Genomic DNA, 18,422 nt, shown 5'->3' on the forward strand with positions numbered 1-18,422 from the left:
GTGCGGTGGCGGTTCAGCCAGCCGAGACGGACACCGGAACCCGGTGGCCGTAGGAAAACTCTCGAGGGCTGAGCACGTCCAGGAGTGTGCCACAGCCCACGGTCCCGGGCCATCGCCGACCACTCCGCCGACCACCCCGCCGACACGCGGGCCGCCAGGACCTGTCGGTGTCCCGGCTTAGAGTGGCGGGGTCATGAGCAGCCCCCAGCACACCCTCCCCGGCACCGCCGCGCTCCCCCGGCACACCGCCGGCCAGACCGGCCGCGAGCTGGACCGGATGCTCGCCGGCCTGAACAGCCCGCAGCGCGAGGCCACGGTGCACGAGGGCAGCCCGCTGCTCATCGTCGCCGGTGCGGGTTCGGGCAAGACGCGGGTGCTCACCCACCGCATCGCCTACCTGCTCGGCGCCCGCGGCACCTCGCCCGGCGAGATCCTCGCGATCACCTTCACCAACAAGGCCGCCGGGGAGATGAAGGAGCGGGTCGCCGCGCTGGTCGGCCCGCGGGCCCGGGCCATGTGGGTGTCCACGTTCCACTCGATGTGCGTGCGCATCCTGCGGGCCGAGGCCGGCAAGCTCGGCATGAAGAGCTCGTTCACCATCTACGACCAGGGCGACTCGGTCCGGCTGATGACGATGGTCGCCCGCGACCTGGACCTCGACGCCAAGCGCTATCCCGGTCGGAGCCTGGCCAACCAGGTGTCGAACCTGAAGAACGAGCTGGTCGACGAGGAGTCCTACGCCCCGCAGACGGCACCGGAGAAGGTGCTGAAGGAGGCGTACACCCTCTACCAGCGGCGGCTGCGCGAGGCGCACGCCATGGACTTCGACGACCTGATCATGACCACGGTGCACCTGCTCCAGGCCTTCCCCGACGTCGCCGAGCACTACCGCCGCCGGTTCCGGCACGTGCTGGTCGACGAGTACCAGGACACCAACCACGCCCAGTACGTGCTGGTCCGCGAGCTGGTCGGCACGCACGGTGGCCCGGTGCCGCCGGCCGAGCTGTGCGTCGTCGGCGACGCCGACCAGTCGATCTACGCCTTCCGGGGCGCGACGATCCGCAACATCGACGAGTTCGAGCGCGACTACCCCGACGCCACCACCATCGTGCTGGAGCAGAACTACCGCTCCACCCAGCGGATCCTGCGCGCGGCCAACCAGGTGATCGCCCGCAACACCGCCCGCCGGCCGAAGAACCTGTGGTCCGACGCCGGAGACGGCGAGCTGATCGAGGGCTACGTCGCCGACAACGAGCACGACGAGGCCGCCTGGGTCGCCGAGCAGATCGACGCGCTCACCGACGAGGGCACGGCCCGGCCGGCCGACATCGCGATCTTCTACCGCACCAACAACGCCTCCCGCGTCTTCGAGGAGGTGTTCATCCGGGTCGGCATGCCCTACAAGGTGGTCGGCGGCGTGCGCTTCTACGAGCGCCGCGAGGTCCGGGACGCGGTCGCCTACCTGAAGGTGGTCGCCAACCCGGCCGACGTGGTCAGCCTGCGCCGGGTGCTGAACACCCCCAAGCGCGGCATCGGCGAGCGGGCCGAGGCGTGCGTCGAGCGGTTCGCCGACCGCGAGCGGATCCCCTTCGCCAGCGCGCTGCGGCGGTGCTCGGAGGTCGGCGACCTGGCCACCCGCTCGCTCAAGGCGATCCAGGAGTTCGTCGCCCTGCTGGAGGAGTTCGAGCAGCTGGTCGAGACCGGTTCCGGCCCGGCGGCGCTGCTGGAGAGCGTGCTCGACCGCACCGGCTACCTCGCCGAGCTCGAGGCGAGCACCGACCCGCAGGACGAGGGCCGGGTCGACAACCTCAACGAGCTGATCTCGGTGGCCGCCGAGTTCGAGGCGGCCAACCCCGGGGGCACGGTCACCGAGTTCCTCGAGCAGGTCTCGCTGGTCGCCGACGCCGACCAGATCCCGGTCAGCGGTGACGAGGCGGGCGTGGTGACGCTGATGACCCTGCACACGGCCAAGGGCCTGGAGTTCCCGGTGGTCTTCCTCACCGGCCTGGAGGACGGCGTCTTCCCGCACCTGCGGGCCCTCGGTGACCCGCGGGAGCTGGAGGAGGAGCGGCGACTGGCCTACGTGGGCATCACCCGGGCGCGGCAGCGGCTGTTCCTCTCCCGCGCCACCGTGCGCACCAGCTGGGGGCAGCCGGCCTACAACCCGCCGTCCCGGTTCCTCGACGAGCTGCCGGCCGACGCCGTCCACTGGGAGCGGCTGGAGCCGGCCCCCAGCAAGCCGATGAGCTCCGCGCAGGCCCGGGTCGCCTCGACCGGCCTGTCCACCGGAGGGCTCCGTGGTGGGGCGGGCAACCGGGCGGTGATCAGCGTCGACGTCGGCGACCGGGTCAGCCACGACGCCTTCGGGCTCGGCACGGTGGTCGAGATCAACGGCGCCGGCGACAAGGCGCAGGCCACGGTCGACTTCGGCTCCGGTGGCACCAAGCGCCTCGTGCTCCGCTACGCACCGCTGGTCAAGCTCTGAGCTGGTCGGCGGGGAGCTCGTAGACCAGCTCCGGACCGTCCTCGTCGTCCTCCTGCTCACCGACCAGCACGAAGCCGTAGGGGAGCGCGAGGGCCCGGGAGGCGGTGTTGGTCGGGCTGATCGTCACCCGGACGGTGCGCACCGCCGGGTCCCCGGCCGCCCGGGCGAGCAGCTTGCTCGACGGCGGCACGGGCGTGGCCCTGCCGGCGCCACGTCGGGCACGACGACGTAGCCGATCTCCACCATGCTGTCGTCGTCGGGTGCGCCGTGGAAGCCCGCCCGGCCCACCGCCACACGGCGGTCCGGGTCCCAGATCACCCGGGTGACTGCCGGGCCCTCGACCTGGGTCAGCCGACGGAGAGGCCGCGCTCGGCGAGCCACGCCTCCGGGTCGATCGGCTTGCCGTTCATCCCACCGCGGTGGATCTCGAAGTGCAGGTGCGGTCCGGTCGACTGGCCCTGGTTGCCGACCTTGGCGATCTGCTGACCCGCCGACACGACGTCGCCGGCAGACACGTCGTAGTAGCGCATGTGCCCGTAGATCTGGACGTTGCCGTCGGCGTCCTGGATGTAGACGGCGTTGCCGTAGCCCGACGCGGGACCGGCGCGCAGCACGACCCCGTCCGCCGCGGCGAAGATCGGCGTGCCGAGGGGGGCGGCGAGGTCCAGCCCCCAGTGCATGGTGCCCCAGCGCTGGCAGAAACACGTGGTCAGCCGGCCGGAGGTGGGCACGACGAAGTCCGGCTCGCGGGCTGCTCGCGAGGCGGCGATCTCACTCAGCCGGGCCTGGGCCTCCGCCTGGCTGATCTCCCCGCGCACGCCCTCGACGTCCACGCCGCCGGCGAAGCTGGCGTCGGTCAGGCCCAGCCCGTAGTCCACGCCGGAGGCCACCGGGGCGGGTGCCGGTTCGCCGAGGCCGCCCATCAGCGAGGTCGCCAGGGCGCCGACCACGGCGACGGCGAGGAGCACCGGCGCCCGGCGCCGCGGCGGTCGGGGGACGCGGCGCCGCGTGGCCGCCCCGGGTGAGCTCGGCGGGGTCTCCTCGAGTTCGGCCGGGGTGTCGTTGGCGCTGCCGGAATCGGTCTCCTGGGTGGCCGCCCACTCGCGGTCCCAGTCCCAGTCGTCGTCGAACTCGTCGGTCCAGTCGCCGGAGGCGCCGGTGGGGGCGGCCACGGGGACGACCGCGGACTGCGTGCGGCCGACGAGTTCTCGCATACGGGACAACGGGCACCTTCCCGGGCAGCACGCCGGGGGGAGCCGGGCGTCGTCGGGCACCAGCCGGCCGCAGGGAGCGGCTGGTGCTGGCACTGCGGTTTCGGTGACGCCGACGGGAATCCCATCGGTGTCATTCGCGACGCTACGGAGGGCGGCAGGGGCGACCAACGACCTGACTGCGCGTGTCGGTGCGCAGAGCTATGAGTGACGACACCCGCAGTTGGCAGGTGTCGACAAGTGGTCAGGCGGCCGCGACAGGGGTGTCGTCGGCCTCGGTCCGCAGGCCGGCCAGGGTCGCGGCGACCTCGTCGACCACACCCCGGTGGATGGGCAGCGACATGTGCCCCACGCCCGGCACGAGGACGTTGCGGGCCTGGAGGTCGGGGTGGTCGCAGCGCCCGGCCGACGACGGCACGACCATCTGGTCCAGGTCGCTGTAGACGGCCGTCACCCGGGTCCGGCACGCCGGCGCCGGGGCGGCGAGCTCCTGGAACAGTGCGGAGCCAGGCCGGAGCTGGCGCACCAGGCGGGTGGGCAGGACGTGCGCCCACCGGCTCCCACCGTGTGGCGTCCCCAGCGTGACCAGCGACTCCACCCGCGCATCGCCGCCCAGGCGCTGCACGAGGTACCGGGCCACCAGCCCACCGAGGCTGTGGCCCACCACGTGCACCCGGTCGTGCCCGGTGGCCCGGCAGACCTCCTCGATGTGCTGACCCAGCGCCTCGGCAGCGCTCTCCACGTCCCGCAGCAGCGGGCTGTAGTTCCACGTGCCGACCTGGGTGAAGCCGCGTCGACGGAGGCCTCGGCGCATCACCGCGAACACCGACCGGTTGTCCACCAGCCCGTGGACCAGGACGACGGGGATGCGGGCGGCCAGGGGGTCGGCGGCGAACAGTGCGCGGACGGCGGCCGGCTGTGGGTGGGGGCGGTAGCTCCCGTCGGGGCGCAGTCGCTCGGTGCGGGTGCCGAGCGGGTAGAGCAGCGTGTGTGCCCCGACCCAGGCCAGCTCGGTGAGGCTGCCGGTGATCGCGGCCGGGGAGACGAGTCGTCGGAGGCCGGTGCGCCGAGGGGCTGCTGGGGCGTCGCTCGCTGCTCCCGCGCGCGGGGCGTGCCAGGCTGGTGTGGAGGGCAGAACGGGTACCTGCACGCCGCTCTCCCTCCCGTCCGTCCCGGCACCGCGCCGGGCGGCGCGCCATGGGCAGTGGTGTGCTCGGTTCAGGGGACCGTAATGCCCCGTTGTGTTGAGAGTCACACAACCGACACACGACACGCGTCCGTGGCCAGCCAGCTCGATCCCGAGGAGACCCCCAGTGCCCGCCCGTGACCGCGCCACCGACCGCACCGGCACGCCAGGCCGGTCCGGTGCGGCGCGCACCCCCGCGGCCCGCCGCACCGGAGGGCCCCGGGCCGGTGCGACCTCGCCGTCCACACCCGCCCCTGACCGGCTCGTCGTCGGGCCGGTCCCGGTGCTGGCCCGGGCCTGCGGGTTGCTCCTCCTGCTCGCCGGGCTGGCCGGCGCCGCGGCGGCCTTCCCGACCTACCTGGTGGTCGGGGGGGCGGCGGTGAGCCCGGTGCAGGGAGCGCTGGACGCCGTCGTCGCTCTCGTCGCACCGGTCGCCTCGATCGCGGTCGGCACCGGGCTGCTCCTCGGGCGGGTGCCGCGGTTCGGCCTTGCCTACGCGGCGGTCACCGGTGCGCTGGCGGTCGGCCGGCTCCTCATCGAGCTACACCGCGGGCAGGGGTCGACCACCCGCCCGGCGGTCGAGGTGCTGGCCGGCGAGCTGGTGCTCACCAGTTCGGTGGAGATCGGCGCAGGCTGGGTGCTCGGTGTCGTCGCCCTGGGCCTCGCCGTCCTCGCCGGGCTGACCGCCTTCGCCGCCTGGGGTCGCACGGTCATGGAGGACGGTGGCGGGCTGGACCCGCTGCGCCCGGTGCTGGCCGGGGTGGCGGTGCTCCTCGGCGTGGCGGCGGTGCTCACCCTCGCCCCGCCGGCGGCCGACGTCCCGGACGAGGTGGTGACCGATCCGCTGACCGGCCTGGAGGTCGTCGTGCAGCAGGAGGGGCCGCAGGCGCTGCTGGAGCGACCCGGGCTGGCCCTGCTGGGCGGGTTGCTGCTCGCCGGCGCACTCGTGCTCTCCGCCGTCGTCGCGCCGTCGCTGCGGCCCCGGCTCGCCGCCGTCGGTGGACTGCTCGCCGTCACCGTCTTCCTGCTGGACACCGCCCTGGCCGGGCTCCGTGCTGCGTGGTCCAGCCCGGACCTGGAGTGGACCGTGCCGGGTGTCGGTCTGCTGCTGCTGGCCCTCGGTACGGGCGGGCTCACGCTGTTGGCCTGGCGCGGGCGGCGCGGCTCCCCCGCCCAGGGGTGACGTAGGACACCCCGGCGCCCCTAGAGTCGCGGTCGTGGCAGCTGAGCGCATCCGTGTCGTGATCGCCAAGCCGGGTCTCGACGGCCACGACCGCGGCGCCAAGATCGTCGCCCGTGCACTCCGTGACGCGGGCATGGAGGTCGTCTACACCGGGCTCCACCAGACGCCCGAGCAGATCGTGAACACCGTCGTCCAGGAGGACGCCGACGCGGTCGGGCTCTCGGTGCTCTCCGGCGCGCACATGACGCTGTTCCGCCGGCTCGCCGAGCTGCTCCGCGAGCGGGGGGTCGACGACGTCGTCGTCTTCGGTGGCGGGATCATCCCCGAGGCCGACCTGCCCGAGCTGTCCCGGCTGGGCGTGGCCCGGGTCTTCACCCCCGGTGCGAGCACCGAGGAGATCGTGGGCTGGGTCCGGGACCACGTGGGCGCCACCGCCGAGGCCTGACCCCACGTTCCGATCCCGCTGGGCGGAAGAGACGGGTGAGACGTCCCCCTCGGACGGAGGGCAGGTGACGCGAGGCGGACCGGGGCGGGCTACGGTCCTTGCTCGTGGATCTCTTCGAGTACCAGGCCCGTGACCTGTTGGCCTCGCACGGCGTGCCCGTGCTCCCCGGCGGCGTCGCCGAGACGCCCGAGGAGGCGGAGGCGATCGCCCGCGAGATCTCCGCCCCGGTCGTCGTGAAGGCGCAGGTGAAGGTCGGTGGCCGCGGCAAGGCCGGCGGCGTGAAGCTGGCCGACGACCCCGAGAGCGCCAAGGCGCGGGCCCAGGACATCCTCGGGCTGGACATCAAGGGGCACATCACCCACAAGGTGATGGTGGCCCAGGCCAGCGACATCGCCGAGGAGTACTACTTCTCCTACCTGCTCGACCGGTCCAACCGCACCTTCCTGGCCATGGCCTCGGTCGAGGGTGGCGTGGAGATCGAGACGCTCGCCGTCGAGCGCCCGGAGGCGCTGGCCCGGATCCCCGTCGACGCCTCGGTCGGCGTCGACGCGCAGAAGGCCGCCGAGATCGTCGACGCGGCCGGCTTCCCGGCCGAGGTGCGCGACCAGGTGATCGCCATCGCCGTCCAGCTGTGGGACGTCTTCAGCAAGGAGGACGCCACCCTGGTCGAGATCAACCCGCTGGCCAAGGCGCCCGACGGCACCGTCCTCGCCCTGGACGCCAAGGTGACCCTCGACGAGAACGCCTCCTTCCGGCACGGCGAGCACGACGCCCTCGAGGACGTCGCCGCCGCCGACCCGCTGGAGGCCGCGGCCAAGGAGAAGGGCCTCAACTACGTCAAGCTGGAGGGCGAGGTCGGCATCATCGGCAACGGCGCCGGCCTGGTCATGAGCACGCTGGACGTCGTCGCCTACGCCGGCGAGGAGTTCGGCGGGGTCCGCCCGGCCAACTTCCTCGACATCGGCGGTGGCGCCTCCGCCCAGGTGATGGCCGACGGCCTCGCCGTCATCCTGTCCGACCCGGCCGTGAAGAGCGTCTTCGTCAACGTGTTCGGCGGGATCACCGCCTGCGACGCCGTGGCCGACGGCATCGTCTCGGCGCTGGGCCTGCTCGGCGACGAGGCCACCAAGCCGCTGGTCGTGCGGCTGGACGGCAACAACGTGGAGGAGGGCCGGCGGATCCTCGCCGAGGCCGCCCACCCCCTGGTGACCGTGGTCGACACCATGGACGGCGCCGCCCGCCGCGCCGCCGAACTCGCCGCCTGATCGCCCCGGCACCCGAGAACAGGACACAGCAGAGATGTCGATCTTCCTCACCGAGAACAGCAAGGTCATCGTCCAGGGCATCACCGGATCCGAGGGCCGCAAGCACACCGCGCGGATGCTCGCCTCCGGCACCGCCGTCGTCGGTGGCGTGAACCCGAGCAAGGCCGGTCAGACCGTGGACTTCGACGGCACGTCCGTCCCCGTCTTCGGCACCGTCGCCGAGGCGATGAAGGAGACCGGGGCCGACGTCACCGTCGTCTTCGTGCCGCCGAAGTTCGCCAAGGGCGCCGTCATCGAGGCCATCGACGCCCAGATCGGGATGGCCGTGGTCATCACCGAGGGCATCCCGGTGCACGACTCGACCTACTTCTGGGCGCACGCCCAGGGCGGCTCGACCCGGATCATCGGCCCGAACTGCCCCGGGCTGATCAGCCCCGGGCGGTCCAACGCCGGCATCATCCCGGCGAACATCACCCAGGCCGGCAAGATCGGGCTGGTCAGCAAGTCCGGCACGCTGACCTACCAGATGATGTACGAGCTCCGGGACATCGGCTTCTCCACCGCCGTCGGCATCGGCGGCGACCCGGTCATCGGGACGACGCACATCGACTGCCTCCAGGCGTTCCAGGACGACCCGGAGACCGAGGCGATCGTGATGATCGGCGAGATCGGCGGCGACGCCGAGGAGCGCGCGGCGGACTTCATCAAGGCCAACGTGACCAAGCCGGTCGTCGGCTACGTGGCCGGCTTCACCGCTCCCGAGGGCAAGACGATGGGCCACGCCGGCGCCATCGTCTCCGGCTCGGCCGGGACCGCCGCCGCCAAGCAGGAGGCCCTCGAGGCCGCCGGCGTCAAGGTCGGCAAGACCCCGTCGGAGGCCGCCCGCCTCATGCGGGAGATCGTCGGCGGCTGACGCCACCGACCGCGTTCCACCGCCACTGCCCGGCCCCTCTCCGGAGGCGCCGGGCAGTGGCGTCCCGGGGTGCCCGCCGCACGCGAGACGGCGGAGACTCCCTGGTGCCCGTCCGCACGCACGCCGAGGAGAGCACGATGACGCCGAGTGGTCCGGCCCAGCCTCCTGCGGGGTCCGAGCAGCCGGGCGGTCCACCCCCGGGTGCGCGGGCCGCGGGCTCCGGCTTCGACCGGAGCCGGCTGAGCACGGCCGACGTGCTGGTGGCCGGGGGAGCCCTCCTGTACGTGCTCGTCGGCTTCCTCCCGTGGGCCTCGGTCAGCTTCGACTTCGTCGGGCGGATCACCGCCAGCGGGTACGAGTACTCCGGGCTCGTCGGGCTCAGCGCACTGCTGTTGCTGGCCGCAGGAGCGTGGGCCGTCCTCCCCGCGGTCCGGCCGGACCGGGTCCGCTCCCTGCGCGCTGCGCCGACCGTCGTCCTGGCCGCGCTGGCGCTGCTCTGCACGCTCATCGCCTGGCTGCGGAGCGCGGACTACGGCTTCCAGCTCCCCGCCCTGCTGGGCGTCCTCCTCGCCGCCGCCGTGACCGTCCTGGCCGCGGTGTCCCTGCTGCCCGAGCTCCGCGCCGCGTCCCTCCTCCGCGGTGGGCCGGTCGACCGCGGGGAGGGCGCCGGTGGAGGCTGGTCGCCGCAGCACCAGCCGGCGCCCGGGTACGGGCCGTCGGCTCCCGAGCAGCCGCAGTACGGGCGCCTGCACTACGGGCAGCCGGTGGCCTTCGGGCAGCCGCAGTACACACAGCCGCAGCACGAGCCGCCGCAGTACGGGCGCCCGGAGTACGGGCAGCCGGAGGCCCAGTGGCAGCGGCCGACCCCGCCGCCGCCGTCGGCCGGCGGAGCGACCGTCGCCCCGCCCACCGAACGGCGGTCCGCCGACCCGGAGGCCGCGCATCCGGACCCGGCAGACCCGGACCGACCACGCCCCGCTGCCGACCGCTGACCCCCCGCCACGGGCGGGGCCGTGACTTGAGTCGTCCCGGCGCGTGCGCCACGTCGGGTCTCCTCCGCCTTGCGACAGTGGGGGGGTGACCTCCCTGCTGGCGCGTCTGCCCTCCGTCGGGTCGGGGGAGCGTCGCGGTCGGCTCACCGGCTTCCTGGCCGTGGCCGCCGCGCTGGCCGTGTCGGCGCTGGGGCTCTCGGGGCTGACCCTCGCCGTCGTCGTCGTCCAGACCCTGGACCCCGACGGCGGGCTGCCCCTGACGTCCTCGGCTCGGGTGGCCGGCCAGCTGTGGCTGCTCGCGCAGGGAGCGGAGCTCCGGCTCCCCTCGGGCCCGCTGCGGCTCGCGCCGCTGGCCCTGACGGTGGCGATCGCCTGGGGGATCAGCCGGGCAGCAGGCTCGGTGGTGACCGTCCGGCGAGTGCGCACCGGCGGTGGGGCGGCCGCGGTGCTGGCGGTCGTCGTCGCCGTCCACGTCGTCCTCGCCACCGGCCTGGCCCTGGTCCTGGACGCCCCGGGCGCCTCGGTCGCCCTGCCGCGCGCGGTGCTCGGCGCCGGCGTCGTCGCGCTCGTCGCCGGCGGGCTGGGGGTGCTGCGCGACTCGGGCCTGGGTGCGGAGCTGGTCGACCGGCTCCCCGGTCCCGGGGGGGTGGTGCTGCGCGCGGTGGCCGCCGGGACCCTGGCGCTGGCCGCCTGCTGCACCGCGGTGATCGCCGTGGCCCTCGTCGACGACGTCGCCGGGCTCGGCCGGATCATCACCGGCCTCGGCGGCGCCGGTGCCGGCGCCGCCGGGCAGGTCGGGCTGAGCCTGCTCGTGCTGCCCAACGCCGTGGGTGCGGTGATGGGCCTCGCCGCCGGCCCCGGCTTCCTGGTGGGGGCCGGGACCTTCGTGTCCACCAGCGGGGTGACGCTGGGCACCGTGCCCGCGCTGCCGCTGCTGGCCGCGCTGCCGGACACCCAGGCGGTGCCGCTGCTGGCCTTCCTCTCCCAGGTCCTGCCGGCGGTGGCCGGCCTCGTCGCGGGTGCGGTGCTCGGTCGCCGGCTCGGGGACGACGACGGCGGCACGGTGATCGCGGCGCTGTGGGGCGTGGTCGCCGGGCTGGGCGTCGGCGCCTGCGCCGGGCTGTGGGTGCTGGTCGCCGCTGGCCGGCTCGGGGACGCGGCGCTGGCCGAGGTGGGTGCGCCGGCGCTGGCCACGGGACTGACGATCGCCGCGCAGGCGGCCCTCGCGGCCGCCGTGGCGGCAGCCGTCAGCCGCTGGCGCGCGCGGGGCTGACCCCGGCCGCGGTCGGCTCGGCCGGAGGCGACGGCTAGGGTCTGCGAACGTGTCCGCCGACGCAGCCGCCCCGCGGTCCCGCGTCGTCGTGCTCCTGTCCGGGGCCGGCACGCTGTGCGCGGCACTGCTGTCCGCCGCGGCCTCGCCGGGCTACCCGGCCGAGGTGGTCGCCGTCGGCTCCGACCGTGCGGACGCCCCGGGCCTGGCGCACGCCCGCGACGCCGGCGTCCCCACCTTCGTCACCGCCCTGCGGGACGCCCCCGACCGGGCCGGCTGGGACGCCGCACTGGCCGCCGAACTGGCCCGGCACCGGCCCGACTGGGTCGTCTGCGCCGGCTTCATGCGGCTGCTGGGCCCGGCCGTCCTGGACGCGTTCGGGGGGCGGGTGCTCAACAGCCACCCGGCGCTGCTGCCGGCCTTCCCCGGCGCCCACGCCGTCCGGGACGCCCTCGCCGCCGGCGTCCCCACCACCGGCGCGACCGTCCACCTCGTCGACGCCGGCGTCGACACCGGCCCGGTCCTGGCCCAGCGCCCGGTCCCGGTGCTGCCGGGGGACGACGAGGAACGCCTGCACGAACGGATCAAGACCGTGGAGCGGGAGCTCCTGGTGCAGACCCTGGCCGGCCTCGTGGTCCAGGCCGCCGGGCTGTCCCCGACCGACCCACCGACCCAGGAGAGCACCCGATGAGCGACCGCACCCCCGTCCGCCGCGCCCTGCTCGGCGTCTACGACAAGAACGGCGTCGAGGAGCTGGCCCGCGGGCTGGTCGACGCCGGGGTGGAGCTGGTCAGCACCGGCGCCACCGCCGCCCGGATCGCCGCCGCCGGCCTGCCGGTCACCCCCGTCGAGCAGGTCACCGGCTTCCCCGAGTGCCTGGACGGCCGGGTCAAGACGCTGCACCCGGCGGTGCACGCCGGCATCCTCGCCGACCGGCGCCGGCCCGAGCACGTCGCCCAGCTCGACGAGCTGGGCATCGCCGCCTTCGACCTGGTGGTGGTGAACCTCTACCCGTTCAGCGACACGGTGGCCTCCGGCGCCTCGCCCGACGAGTGCATCGAGCAGATCGACATCGGCGGCCCGGCGATGGTGCGCGCCGCGGCGAAGAACCACCCCTCGGTCGCCGTCGTCGTCGACCCGGCCCGCTACGACGAGGTCGTCGAGGCGGTCACGGCCGGCGGGTTCACCCTGGCCCAGCGCCGGGAGCTGGCGGCCGAGGCGTTCCGGCACACCGCCGCGTACGACGTCGCCGTCGCCTCCTGGATGGGCAACGTGCTGGCCCCGGACGACGCGAGCGGCTTCCCCGAGTGGGTCGGCGGGAGCTGGGAGCGCACCGAGGTCCTGCGCTACGGGGAGAACCCGCACCAGGGCGCGGCGCTGTACCGCAGCGGGCAGTCGGGTCTCGCGGACGCCGAGCAGCTGCACGGCAAGCAGATGTCCTACAACAACTACGTCGACACCGACGCCGCGTGGCGGGCCGCGCACGACCACGCCGACCCCTGCGTGGCGATCATCAAGCACGCCAACCCCTGCGGGATCGCCGTGGGCACCGACATCGCCGCCGCCCACCGCAAGGCGCACGCCTGCGACCCGGTCTCGGCGTTCGGTGGCGTGATCGCGGCCAACCGCGAGGTCGACCTGACCCTGGCCGAGCAGGTCTCGGAGGTCTTCACCGAGGTCGTCGTGGCCCCCTCGTTCACCCAGGACGCCCTCGGCGTGCTGACCGCGAAGAAGAACATCCGGCTGCTGCGCATGCCGGAGGTGCCTCGGCTGTCGGTGGAGCTGCGCGCGATCAGCGGCGGGCTGCTGCTGCAGACCGCCGACCGGATCGACGCACCCGGCGACGACCCGACCAGCTGGACGCTTGCGGCCGGTGCGCCGCTGGACGCCGCCGGGCTGGACGACCTGGTGTTCGCCTGGCGGTCGGTCCGCTCGGTGAAGAGCAACGCCATCCTGCTGGCGGCCGACAAGGCCACCGTCGGGGTCGGCATGGGGCAGGTCAACCGGGTCGACTCCGCGCGGCTCGCGGTGGCCCGGGCGGGGGAGCGGGCGACCGGTTCGGTGGCCGCCTCCGACGCGTTCTTCCCCTTCGCCGACGGGCTGCAGGTGCTGCTCGACGCCGGGGTGCGGGCCGTGGTGCAGCCGGGCGGGTCGGTGCGGGACGAGGAGGTCGTCGCCGCCGCGCAGGCCGCCGGGGTGACGCTGTACCTCACCGGCACCCGCCACTTCGCGCACTGATGCGGGACCCGCGACCGCCGGAGCCGGACACGGTCTGGGAGGACGAGGACCTCGCGGGCGTCGACTGGGACTGGGCCCGGCTGGAGCGGGTGACGTTCGTCGACTGCCGCTTCGACGACGCCTCGATGGCGGAGCTGGTCACCAACCGCTGCGTGTTCGAGCGGTGCGTCCTCACCGGCGCCGCGCTGTCGGGCTCCCGGCACGAGGGGACGGCGTTCCTCTCCTGCCGGTTCGACCGGGCGAAGCTCTCCAACGTCACCTGGACCGGCTGCAAGCTCACCGGCTCGCAGTTCCCGGGTGCCACGCTGCGGCCGTTGACCTCGGAGGAGTCCGACTGGTCGTACGTGTCGCTGCGCGGCGTCGACCTCTCCGGTGTCGACCTCTCCGGCCAGAAGCTGACCGAGGCCGACCTCACCGACACCGTGCTGACCGACGCCGACCTGACCCGGGCCGATCTGCGGCGTGCCCGGCTGCAGTCGACCCAGCTGCGCGGGGCGGACCTGCGCGGCGCCCAGACCGACGGCGTCAACTGGCGGGGCTTCGACCCCACCGGGGTGCGGCTGGACCTGGCCCAGGCCGTGCTGTTCACCAGCGCCCACGGCGCCCTGGTGGCCGGCTGAGCGACTCCGGCGTCGTGCGTCGGGCAGACTGCACCCCGTGGTGGCGACGACTCTGGACGGCAAGGCGACCGCGGCGACGATCCGGGCGGAGCTGACCGGGCGGGTGGCGGCCCTGGCCGCGGCCGGACGGCGACCGGGCCTGGGCACCCTGCTGGTCGGCGACGACCCGGGCAGCCGCTGGTACGTCGGGGCCAAGCACTCCGACTGCGCGCAGGTCGGCATCGCCAGCATCCAGCGGGAGCTGCCGGCCACCGCCGACCTCGCCGAGGTGCTCGCCGTCGTCGACGAGCTCAACGCCGACCCGGCCTGCACCGGCTACATCGTGCAGCTCCCGCTGCCGCGCGGCATCGACGAGAGCGTCGTGCTGGAGCGGATCGACCCGGCCAAGGACGCCGACGGCCTGCACCCGGTCAACCTCGGCCGGCTGGTGCTCGGCGTCCCCGGGGCGCTGCCCTGCACGCCGGTCGGGATCGTCGAGCTGCTCCGCCGTTTCGACGTGCCGCTGGCCGGCGCGGAGGTCGTCGTGGTCGGCCGTGGCATCACCGTCGGCCGGCCGCTGGGCCTGCTGCTCACCCGGCGCACCGAGAACGCGACCGTGACCCTCTGCCACACCGGCACCCGGGACCTGGCCGCGCACACCCGCGCGGCCGACGTCGTCGTCGCGGCGGCCGGCGTCCCGGGGCTGATCACCGCCGACATGGTCAAGCCCGGCGCGGCCGTGCTCGACGTGGGGGTCAGCCGGGTCGACGGCAGGATCGCCGGCGACGTCGCCGCCGACGTGCGCGAGGTGGCCGGTTTCGTGGCCCCCAACCCCGGCGGCGTCGGCCCGATGACCCGGGCGATGCTGCTGGCCAACGTCGTCCTGGCCGCGGAGCAGGCGGCCGGGGTCGAGGTGCTGACGGCATGACCCGGCCCGCCGGCGGGACCCCACCCACCCGGCCGCCGCTCTACCTGCGCCGACCGCTGCTGGCCGGGTTCCTCCGGCAGTGGCCGCTGCTGGCCGTCATCGTCGTCGCCGGGGCCGGGCTGCTGCTCGTCGCAGCCGACCGGTGGCGTCCGGGGCTGGTCGTGATGGGGGTCGCGCTGATCGCCGCGGCCGCGCTGCGCCTGCTGCTCCCGCTGCGCCGTACCGGCTTCCTCGCCGTCCGCAGCCAGCGCATCGACGTCGCCCTGACGGGCTCCGCCGGCGTCGCCCTGGTGGTCCTGGCCCTGAGCATCCCGCCCACCTGACCGGTCCGGTGCGGCCCCCGCATGGCCGGACGCCGCCGCTCGGGGCTAGGTTGGCGGGCATGGCAGATCGGGCCCGGAACGGCAAGGTGACCGTGGTCGGTGCCGGTTTCTACGGCTCGACCACCGCATTGCGACTGGCGGAGTACGACCTGTTCGAGACGGTCGTGCTCACCGACATCGTGGAGGGGAAGCCCGAGGGGCTGGCGCTGGACATCAACCAGTCGCGCCCGATCGAGGGGTTCGAGACCCGGGTGGTGGGGGTCGGCGGTGGCTCGTACGCGGGCACCGAGGGCTCCGACGTCGTGGTGATCACCGCGGGCCTGCCCCGCAAGCCCGGCATGAGCCGGATGGACCTGATCGAGACCAACGCCGGCATCGTCCGCCAGGTCGCCGAGAACGTCGCGCAGACCTCCCCGGACGCCGTCGTCATCGTCGTGTCCAACCCGCTGGACGAGATGACCGCCCTGGCGCAGCTGGCCACCGGCTTCCCGAAGGCCCGGGTCATGGGCCAGGCCGGGATGCTGGACACCGCACGCTTCAGCAACAACGTCGCCGAGGAGCTCGGCGTCCCGGTCGCCTCCGTGCGCACGCTGACCCTGGGCTCGCACGGCGACACGATGGTCCCGGTGCCGTCCCGCTGCACCGTCGACGGCACGTCGCTGGCCGACGTGCTGCCCGCCGACCGCATCGCGCACCTGGTCGACCGCACCCGCAACGGCGGGGCCGAGGTCGTGGCGCTGCTGAAGACCGGGTCCGCCTACTACGCGCCGTCCGCCGCGGCCGCCCGGATGGCCCGCGCCGTGATCTGCGACAGCGGCGCCGTGATGCCGGTGTGCGCCTGGGTCGACGGGGAGTACGGGATCGCCGGGGTCTACCTGGGGGTCGAGGCCGAGATCGGCCGAGAAGGTGTCCGGAAGGTCGTCGAGGGCGACCTCTCCGACAGTGAGCTGGCGGGCCTGCGCGAGGCCGCCGAGGCGGTACGCGCCAAGCAGGCCGATGTAGCCGACCTCTGAGAAGGGACCCCGCTGCCCCCCACCGCTCGCACGCTCGCGGCGGGGCCCTGCAGCGGGGCCATGACTGCACAAAGGAGAACCACGTGAGCAAGATCAAGGTCGAGGGCAAGGTCGTCGAGCTCGACGGCGACGAGATGACCCGGATCATCTGGCAGTTCATCAAGGACCAGCTGATCCTCCCGTACCTGGACGTCGACCTCGAGTACTACGACCTCGGCATGGAGAACCGCGACGCGACCGACGACCAGGTCACCGTCGACGCGGCCAACGCCATCAAGCAGCACGGGGTCGGCGTCAAGTGCGCCACCATCACCCCGGACGAGGCGCGCGTCGAGGAGTTCGGCCTGAAGAAGATGTGGCGCTCCCCGAACGGGACGATCCGCAACATCCTCGGCGGCGTGATCTTCCGCGAGCCGATCATCATGCAGAACGTGCCGCGCCTGGTGCCGGGCTGGACGAAGCCGATCATCATCGGCCGCCACGCCTTCGGCGACCAGTACCGCGCCACCGACTTCACGTTCCCCTCCGCGGGCACCCTGAAGGTCGTCTTCACCCCCGAGGACGGCGGCGAGCCGATCGAGCGCGAGGTCTTCCAGGCCCCCGGCGCCGGCGTCTCGCTGTCGATGTACAACCTCGACGACTCGATCCGCGACTTCGCCCGCGCCTCGCTGAACTACGGGCTGAACCGTGGCTACCCGGTCTACCTGTCCACGAAGAACACGATCCTGAAGGCCTACGACGGCCGGTTCAAGGACATCTTCGAGGAGGTCTTCCAGGCCGAGTTCAAGGAGCAGTTCGACGCGGCCGGGATCACCTACGAGCACCGGCTGATCGACGACATGGTCGCCGCCTCCCTCAAGTGGGAGGGCGGCTACGTCTGGGCGTGCAAGAACTACGACGGTGACGTGCAGTCCGACACCGTGGCCCAGGGCTTCGGCTCGCTCGGCCTGATGACGTCGGTGCTGGCCACCCCGGACGGCAAGACCGTCGAGGCCGAGGCCGCCCACGGCACGGTCACCCGGCACTACCGCCAGCACCAGCAGGGCAAGGAGACCTCGACGAACCCGATCGCGTCGATCTTCGCCTGGACCCGGGGCCTGGCCCACCGCGGCGTGCTCGACGGCACCCCCGAGGTGACCCGGTTCGCCGAGACCCTCGAGCGGGTCTGCATCGAGACGGTCGAGGGCGGTCAGATGACCAAGGACCTCGCGCTGCTGATCTCCAAGGACAGCCCGTGGCTGACCACCCAGGACTTCCTGGCGGCGATCGACACCAACCTGCAGAAGGCAATGGCCTGACGACAGCGCTCTGAGAACGGCCCCCGCGATCTCTGGTCGCGGGGGCCGTTCTGCGTCCGGGGGCGGGGTCGAGATCGGGGTGGTGGCTGCCTCGATCGGGTCGAGGCAGCCGCCGGCCCGAGGTGATCACCGCCCTGTGGACGACGTCCGCGGCGGGCAGGCGGGTCGCGGCAGGCTGCCCCGGTGCCGATCCCGCCGTACCGCCCCGCCGTGCTCCGCGGGCGGGTCTTCCGTGGCACCTGGGCGATCGAGACAGGGGTGCTGACCCGGGCGCAGCTGCGGAGCTCGGCCTGGCGCCGGCTGCGGCAGGACGTCCACGCCGACGCGGCGTTGCCGGACACCCATCGGCTGCACGCCCGCGGCGCGGCGCTGCGGATGCCCCGGGGGGCCGCGCTGGGTGGGCGGAGCGCCGCGGACCTGCTGGGGGTGGCCGACGTGGCGGGCGCGGGGGACCCGGTCGAGGTGGTGGTCCCGGCGGGCACCCGCTGGGACCCGGAGCCGGGGATCGTCGTCCGGGCAGCCGACCTCGACGGCGCCGTGCTGACCCGGGGGCCCTTCCTCCGTTGGACGACCGGCCTGCGGACGGCGGTCGACCTGGCCCGGTTCGCGCCGCCGGAGGAGGCGGTCGTCCTGCTCGACCAGCTCGTGCACGCACGGGTCGTGGACCTCACTCAGGTCCGGGCGGCGGTGAGCGCCCTGCCCACCTGTCGCGGGTCGGCACGGGCCCGCCGGGCTGCGGCGGCCGCGGACGGGCGGGCGGAGTCGCCCCAGGAGACCCGGGTGCGGCTGCTGCTGGCGGCGCACGGGCTGCCCGCGCCGGTGGCGCAGCACGAGGTGCGCAGCGGTGGGCGCTTCCTGGCCCGCGTCGACTTCGGCTGGCCCGAGCGCCGGGTGGCGCTGGAGTACGACGGGGTCTGGCACGACGGACCCGGTCCGTTCGTGCGGGACCGGCAGCGGCTCAGCGCCCTGGCGGCCGCCGGCTGGCGCGTCCTGGTCATCACCGCGGCCGACCTGCACGCCCCGGAGCTGCTGATCGCCCGGCTGCGCGCGGCCCTGCGGTGATCACCTCGGGC

18 protein-coding genes are annotated in these 18,422 nt (G+C 74.2%); 15 read left to right on the plus strand and 3 right to left on the minus strand.

Going from position 1 to position 18,422, the window contains the following annotated elements; all coding sequences use genetic code 11:
• Positions 1 to 193 precede the first annotated feature (193 nt).
• Complete coding sequence (gene pcrA, locus O2V61_RS13825) at positions 194 to 2,485, plus strand: DNA helicase PcrA (protein WP_269183849.1); 2,292 nt, start codon at positions 194 to 196, stop codon at positions 2,483 to 2,485.
• Here pcrA and O2V61_RS13830 read toward each other — a convergent pair.
• The 3 genes from O2V61_RS13830 to O2V61_RS13840 form a co-directional block, all read right to left on the minus strand.
• A complete protein-coding gene (locus O2V61_RS13830) occupies positions 2,475 to 2,675 on the minus strand; it encodes a hypothetical protein (RefSeq protein ID WP_269183850.1) in 201 nt (66 codons plus the stop codon). The two genes, pcrA and O2V61_RS13830, sit on opposite strands and share 11 nt — an antisense overlap.
• Positions 2,676 to 2,832: 157 nt before the next feature.
• Positions 2,833 to 3,699 carry a M23 family metallopeptidase gene (locus tag O2V61_RS13835; protein ID WP_269183851.1) on the minus strand — a complete coding sequence of 289 codons (867 nt, stop codon included), beginning with the start codon at positions 3,697 to 3,699 and terminating at the stop codon, positions 2,833 to 2,835.
• 241 nt (positions 3,700 to 3,940) lie between these two features.
• On the minus strand, positions 3,941 to 4,846 hold the full coding sequence (locus O2V61_RS13840; protein WP_269183852.1) for an esterase/lipase family protein: 906 nt from the start codon (positions 4,844 to 4,846) through the stop codon (positions 3,941 to 3,943).
• A 163-nt stretch (positions 4,847 to 5,009) separates the two neighbouring features.
• Between O2V61_RS13840 and O2V61_RS13845 the strand changes: the two genes are divergently transcribed.
• The 14 genes from O2V61_RS13845 to O2V61_RS13910 all read left to right on the plus strand — a co-directional run bounded on the left by O2V61_RS13845 (position 5,010) and on the right by O2V61_RS13910 (position 18,411).
• Positions 5,010 to 6,065 carry a hypothetical protein gene (locus O2V61_RS13845; protein WP_269183853.1) on the plus strand — a complete coding sequence of 352 codons (1,056 nt, stop codon included), beginning with the start codon at positions 5,010 to 5,012 and terminating at the stop codon, positions 6,063 to 6,065.
• Between the two features lie 34 nt (positions 6,066 to 6,099).
• Positions 6,100 to 6,510 carry a cobalamin B12-binding domain-containing protein gene (locus tag O2V61_RS13850; RefSeq protein WP_269183854.1) on the plus strand — a complete coding sequence of 137 codons (411 nt, stop codon included), beginning with the start codon at positions 6,100 to 6,102 and terminating at the stop codon, positions 6,508 to 6,510.
• Between the two features lie 104 nt (positions 6,511 to 6,614).
• Positions 6,615 to 7,775, plus strand: coding sequence for an ADP-forming succinate--CoA ligase subunit beta (gene sucC, locus O2V61_RS13855; protein WP_269183855.1), 1,161 nt, complete (start codon positions 6,615 to 6,617; stop codon positions 7,773 to 7,775).
• A gap of 34 nt (positions 7,776 to 7,809) precedes the next feature.
• Entirely contained in the window at positions 7,810 to 8,688 is an 879-nt protein-coding gene (gene sucD / locus O2V61_RS13860; protein ID WP_269183856.1) for a succinate--CoA ligase subunit alpha, read from the plus strand.
• 104 nt (positions 8,689 to 8,792) lie between these two features.
• Positions 8,793 to 9,680 (plus strand): hypothetical protein, encoded by an 888-nt coding sequence (locus O2V61_RS13865; protein ID WP_269183857.1) that lies wholly within the window; start codon positions 8,793 to 8,795, stop codon positions 9,678 to 9,680.
• An 85-nt stretch (positions 9,681 to 9,765) separates the two neighbouring features.
• Entirely contained in the window at positions 9,766 to 10,953 is a 1,188-nt protein-coding gene (locus O2V61_RS13870) for a cell division protein PerM (protein WP_269183858.1), read from the plus strand.
• 49 nt (positions 10,954 to 11,002) lie between these two features.
• Positions 11,003 to 11,641, plus strand: a complete 639-nt coding sequence (gene purN, locus O2V61_RS13875; RefSeq protein WP_269183859.1) for a phosphoribosylglycinamide formyltransferase — start codon at positions 11,003 to 11,005, stop codon at positions 11,639 to 11,641.
• Positions 11,638 to 13,188, plus strand: coding sequence for a bifunctional phosphoribosylaminoimidazolecarboxamide formyltransferase/IMP cyclohydrolase (purH, locus tag O2V61_RS13880; protein WP_269183860.1), 1,551 nt, complete (start codon positions 11,638 to 11,640; stop codon positions 13,186 to 13,188). The genes purN and purH overlap by 4 nt, the downstream gene beginning before the upstream one ends.
• On the plus strand, positions 13,188 to 13,808 hold the full coding sequence (locus tag O2V61_RS13885; protein WP_269183861.1) for a pentapeptide repeat-containing protein: 621 nt from the start codon (positions 13,188 to 13,190) through the stop codon (positions 13,806 to 13,808). The genes purH and O2V61_RS13885 overlap by 1 nt, the downstream gene beginning before the upstream one ends.
• 37 nt (positions 13,809 to 13,845) lie before the next feature.
• A complete protein-coding gene (locus O2V61_RS13890) occupies positions 13,846 to 14,715 on the plus strand; it encodes a bifunctional methylenetetrahydrofolate dehydrogenase/methenyltetrahydrofolate cyclohydrolase (protein ID WP_269183862.1) in 870 nt (289 codons plus the stop codon).
• Positions 14,712 to 15,038 (plus strand): DUF3017 domain-containing protein, encoded by a 327-nt coding sequence (locus tag O2V61_RS13895; protein WP_269183863.1) that lies wholly within the window; start codon positions 14,712 to 14,714, stop codon positions 15,036 to 15,038. The genes O2V61_RS13890 and O2V61_RS13895 overlap by 4 nt, the downstream gene beginning before the upstream one ends.
• Before the next feature lie 59 nt (positions 15,039 to 15,097).
• Positions 15,098 to 16,051, plus strand: coding sequence for a malate dehydrogenase (mdh, locus tag O2V61_RS13900; RefSeq protein ID WP_269183864.1), 954 nt, complete (start codon positions 15,098 to 15,100; stop codon positions 16,049 to 16,051).
• Between the two features lie 83 nt (positions 16,052 to 16,134).
• Positions 16,135 to 17,349, plus strand: coding sequence for an NADP-dependent isocitrate dehydrogenase (locus O2V61_RS13905; protein ID WP_269183865.1), 1,215 nt, complete (start codon positions 16,135 to 16,137; stop codon positions 17,347 to 17,349).
• A gap of 183 nt (positions 17,350 to 17,532) precedes the next feature.
• Entirely contained in the window at positions 17,533 to 18,411 is an 879-nt protein-coding gene (locus O2V61_RS13910; protein ID WP_269183866.1) for an endonuclease domain-containing protein, read from the plus strand.
• Positions 18,412 to 18,422: the final 11 nt, after the last annotated feature.

Source organism: Modestobacter sp. VKM Ac-2985 (genome assembly GCF_026967925.1).
Classification (GTDB): Bacteria; Actinomycetota; Actinomycetes; order Mycobacteriales; family Geodermatophilaceae; genus Modestobacter.

Coding starts and splice junctions, on each gene's coding strand:
- pcrA (WP_269183849.1), top strand. CDS start 194: ATGAGCAGCCCCCAGCACACCCTCCCCGGCACCGCCGCGCTCCCCCGG.
- O2V61_RS13835 (WP_269183851.1), bottom strand. CDS start 3,699: ATGCGAGAACTCGTCGGCCGCACGCAGTCCGCGGTCGTCCCCGTGGCC.
- sucD (WP_269183856.1), top strand. CDS start 7,810: ATGTCGATCTTCCTCACCGAGAACAGCAAGGTCATCGTCCAGGGCATC.
- purH (WP_269183860.1), top strand. CDS start 11,638: ATGAGCGACCGCACCCCCGTCCGCCGCGCCCTGCTCGGCGTCTACGAC.
- O2V61_RS13885 (WP_269183861.1), top strand. CDS start 13,188: ATGCGGGACCCGCGACCGCCGGAGCCGGACACGGTCTGGGAGGACGAG.
- O2V61_RS13895 (WP_269183863.1), top strand. CDS start 14,712: ATGACCCGGCCCGCCGGCGGGACCCCACCCACCCGGCCGCCGCTCTAC.
- mdh (WP_269183864.1), top strand. CDS start 15,098: ATGGCAGATCGGGCCCGGAACGGCAAGGTGACCGTGGTCGGTGCCGGT.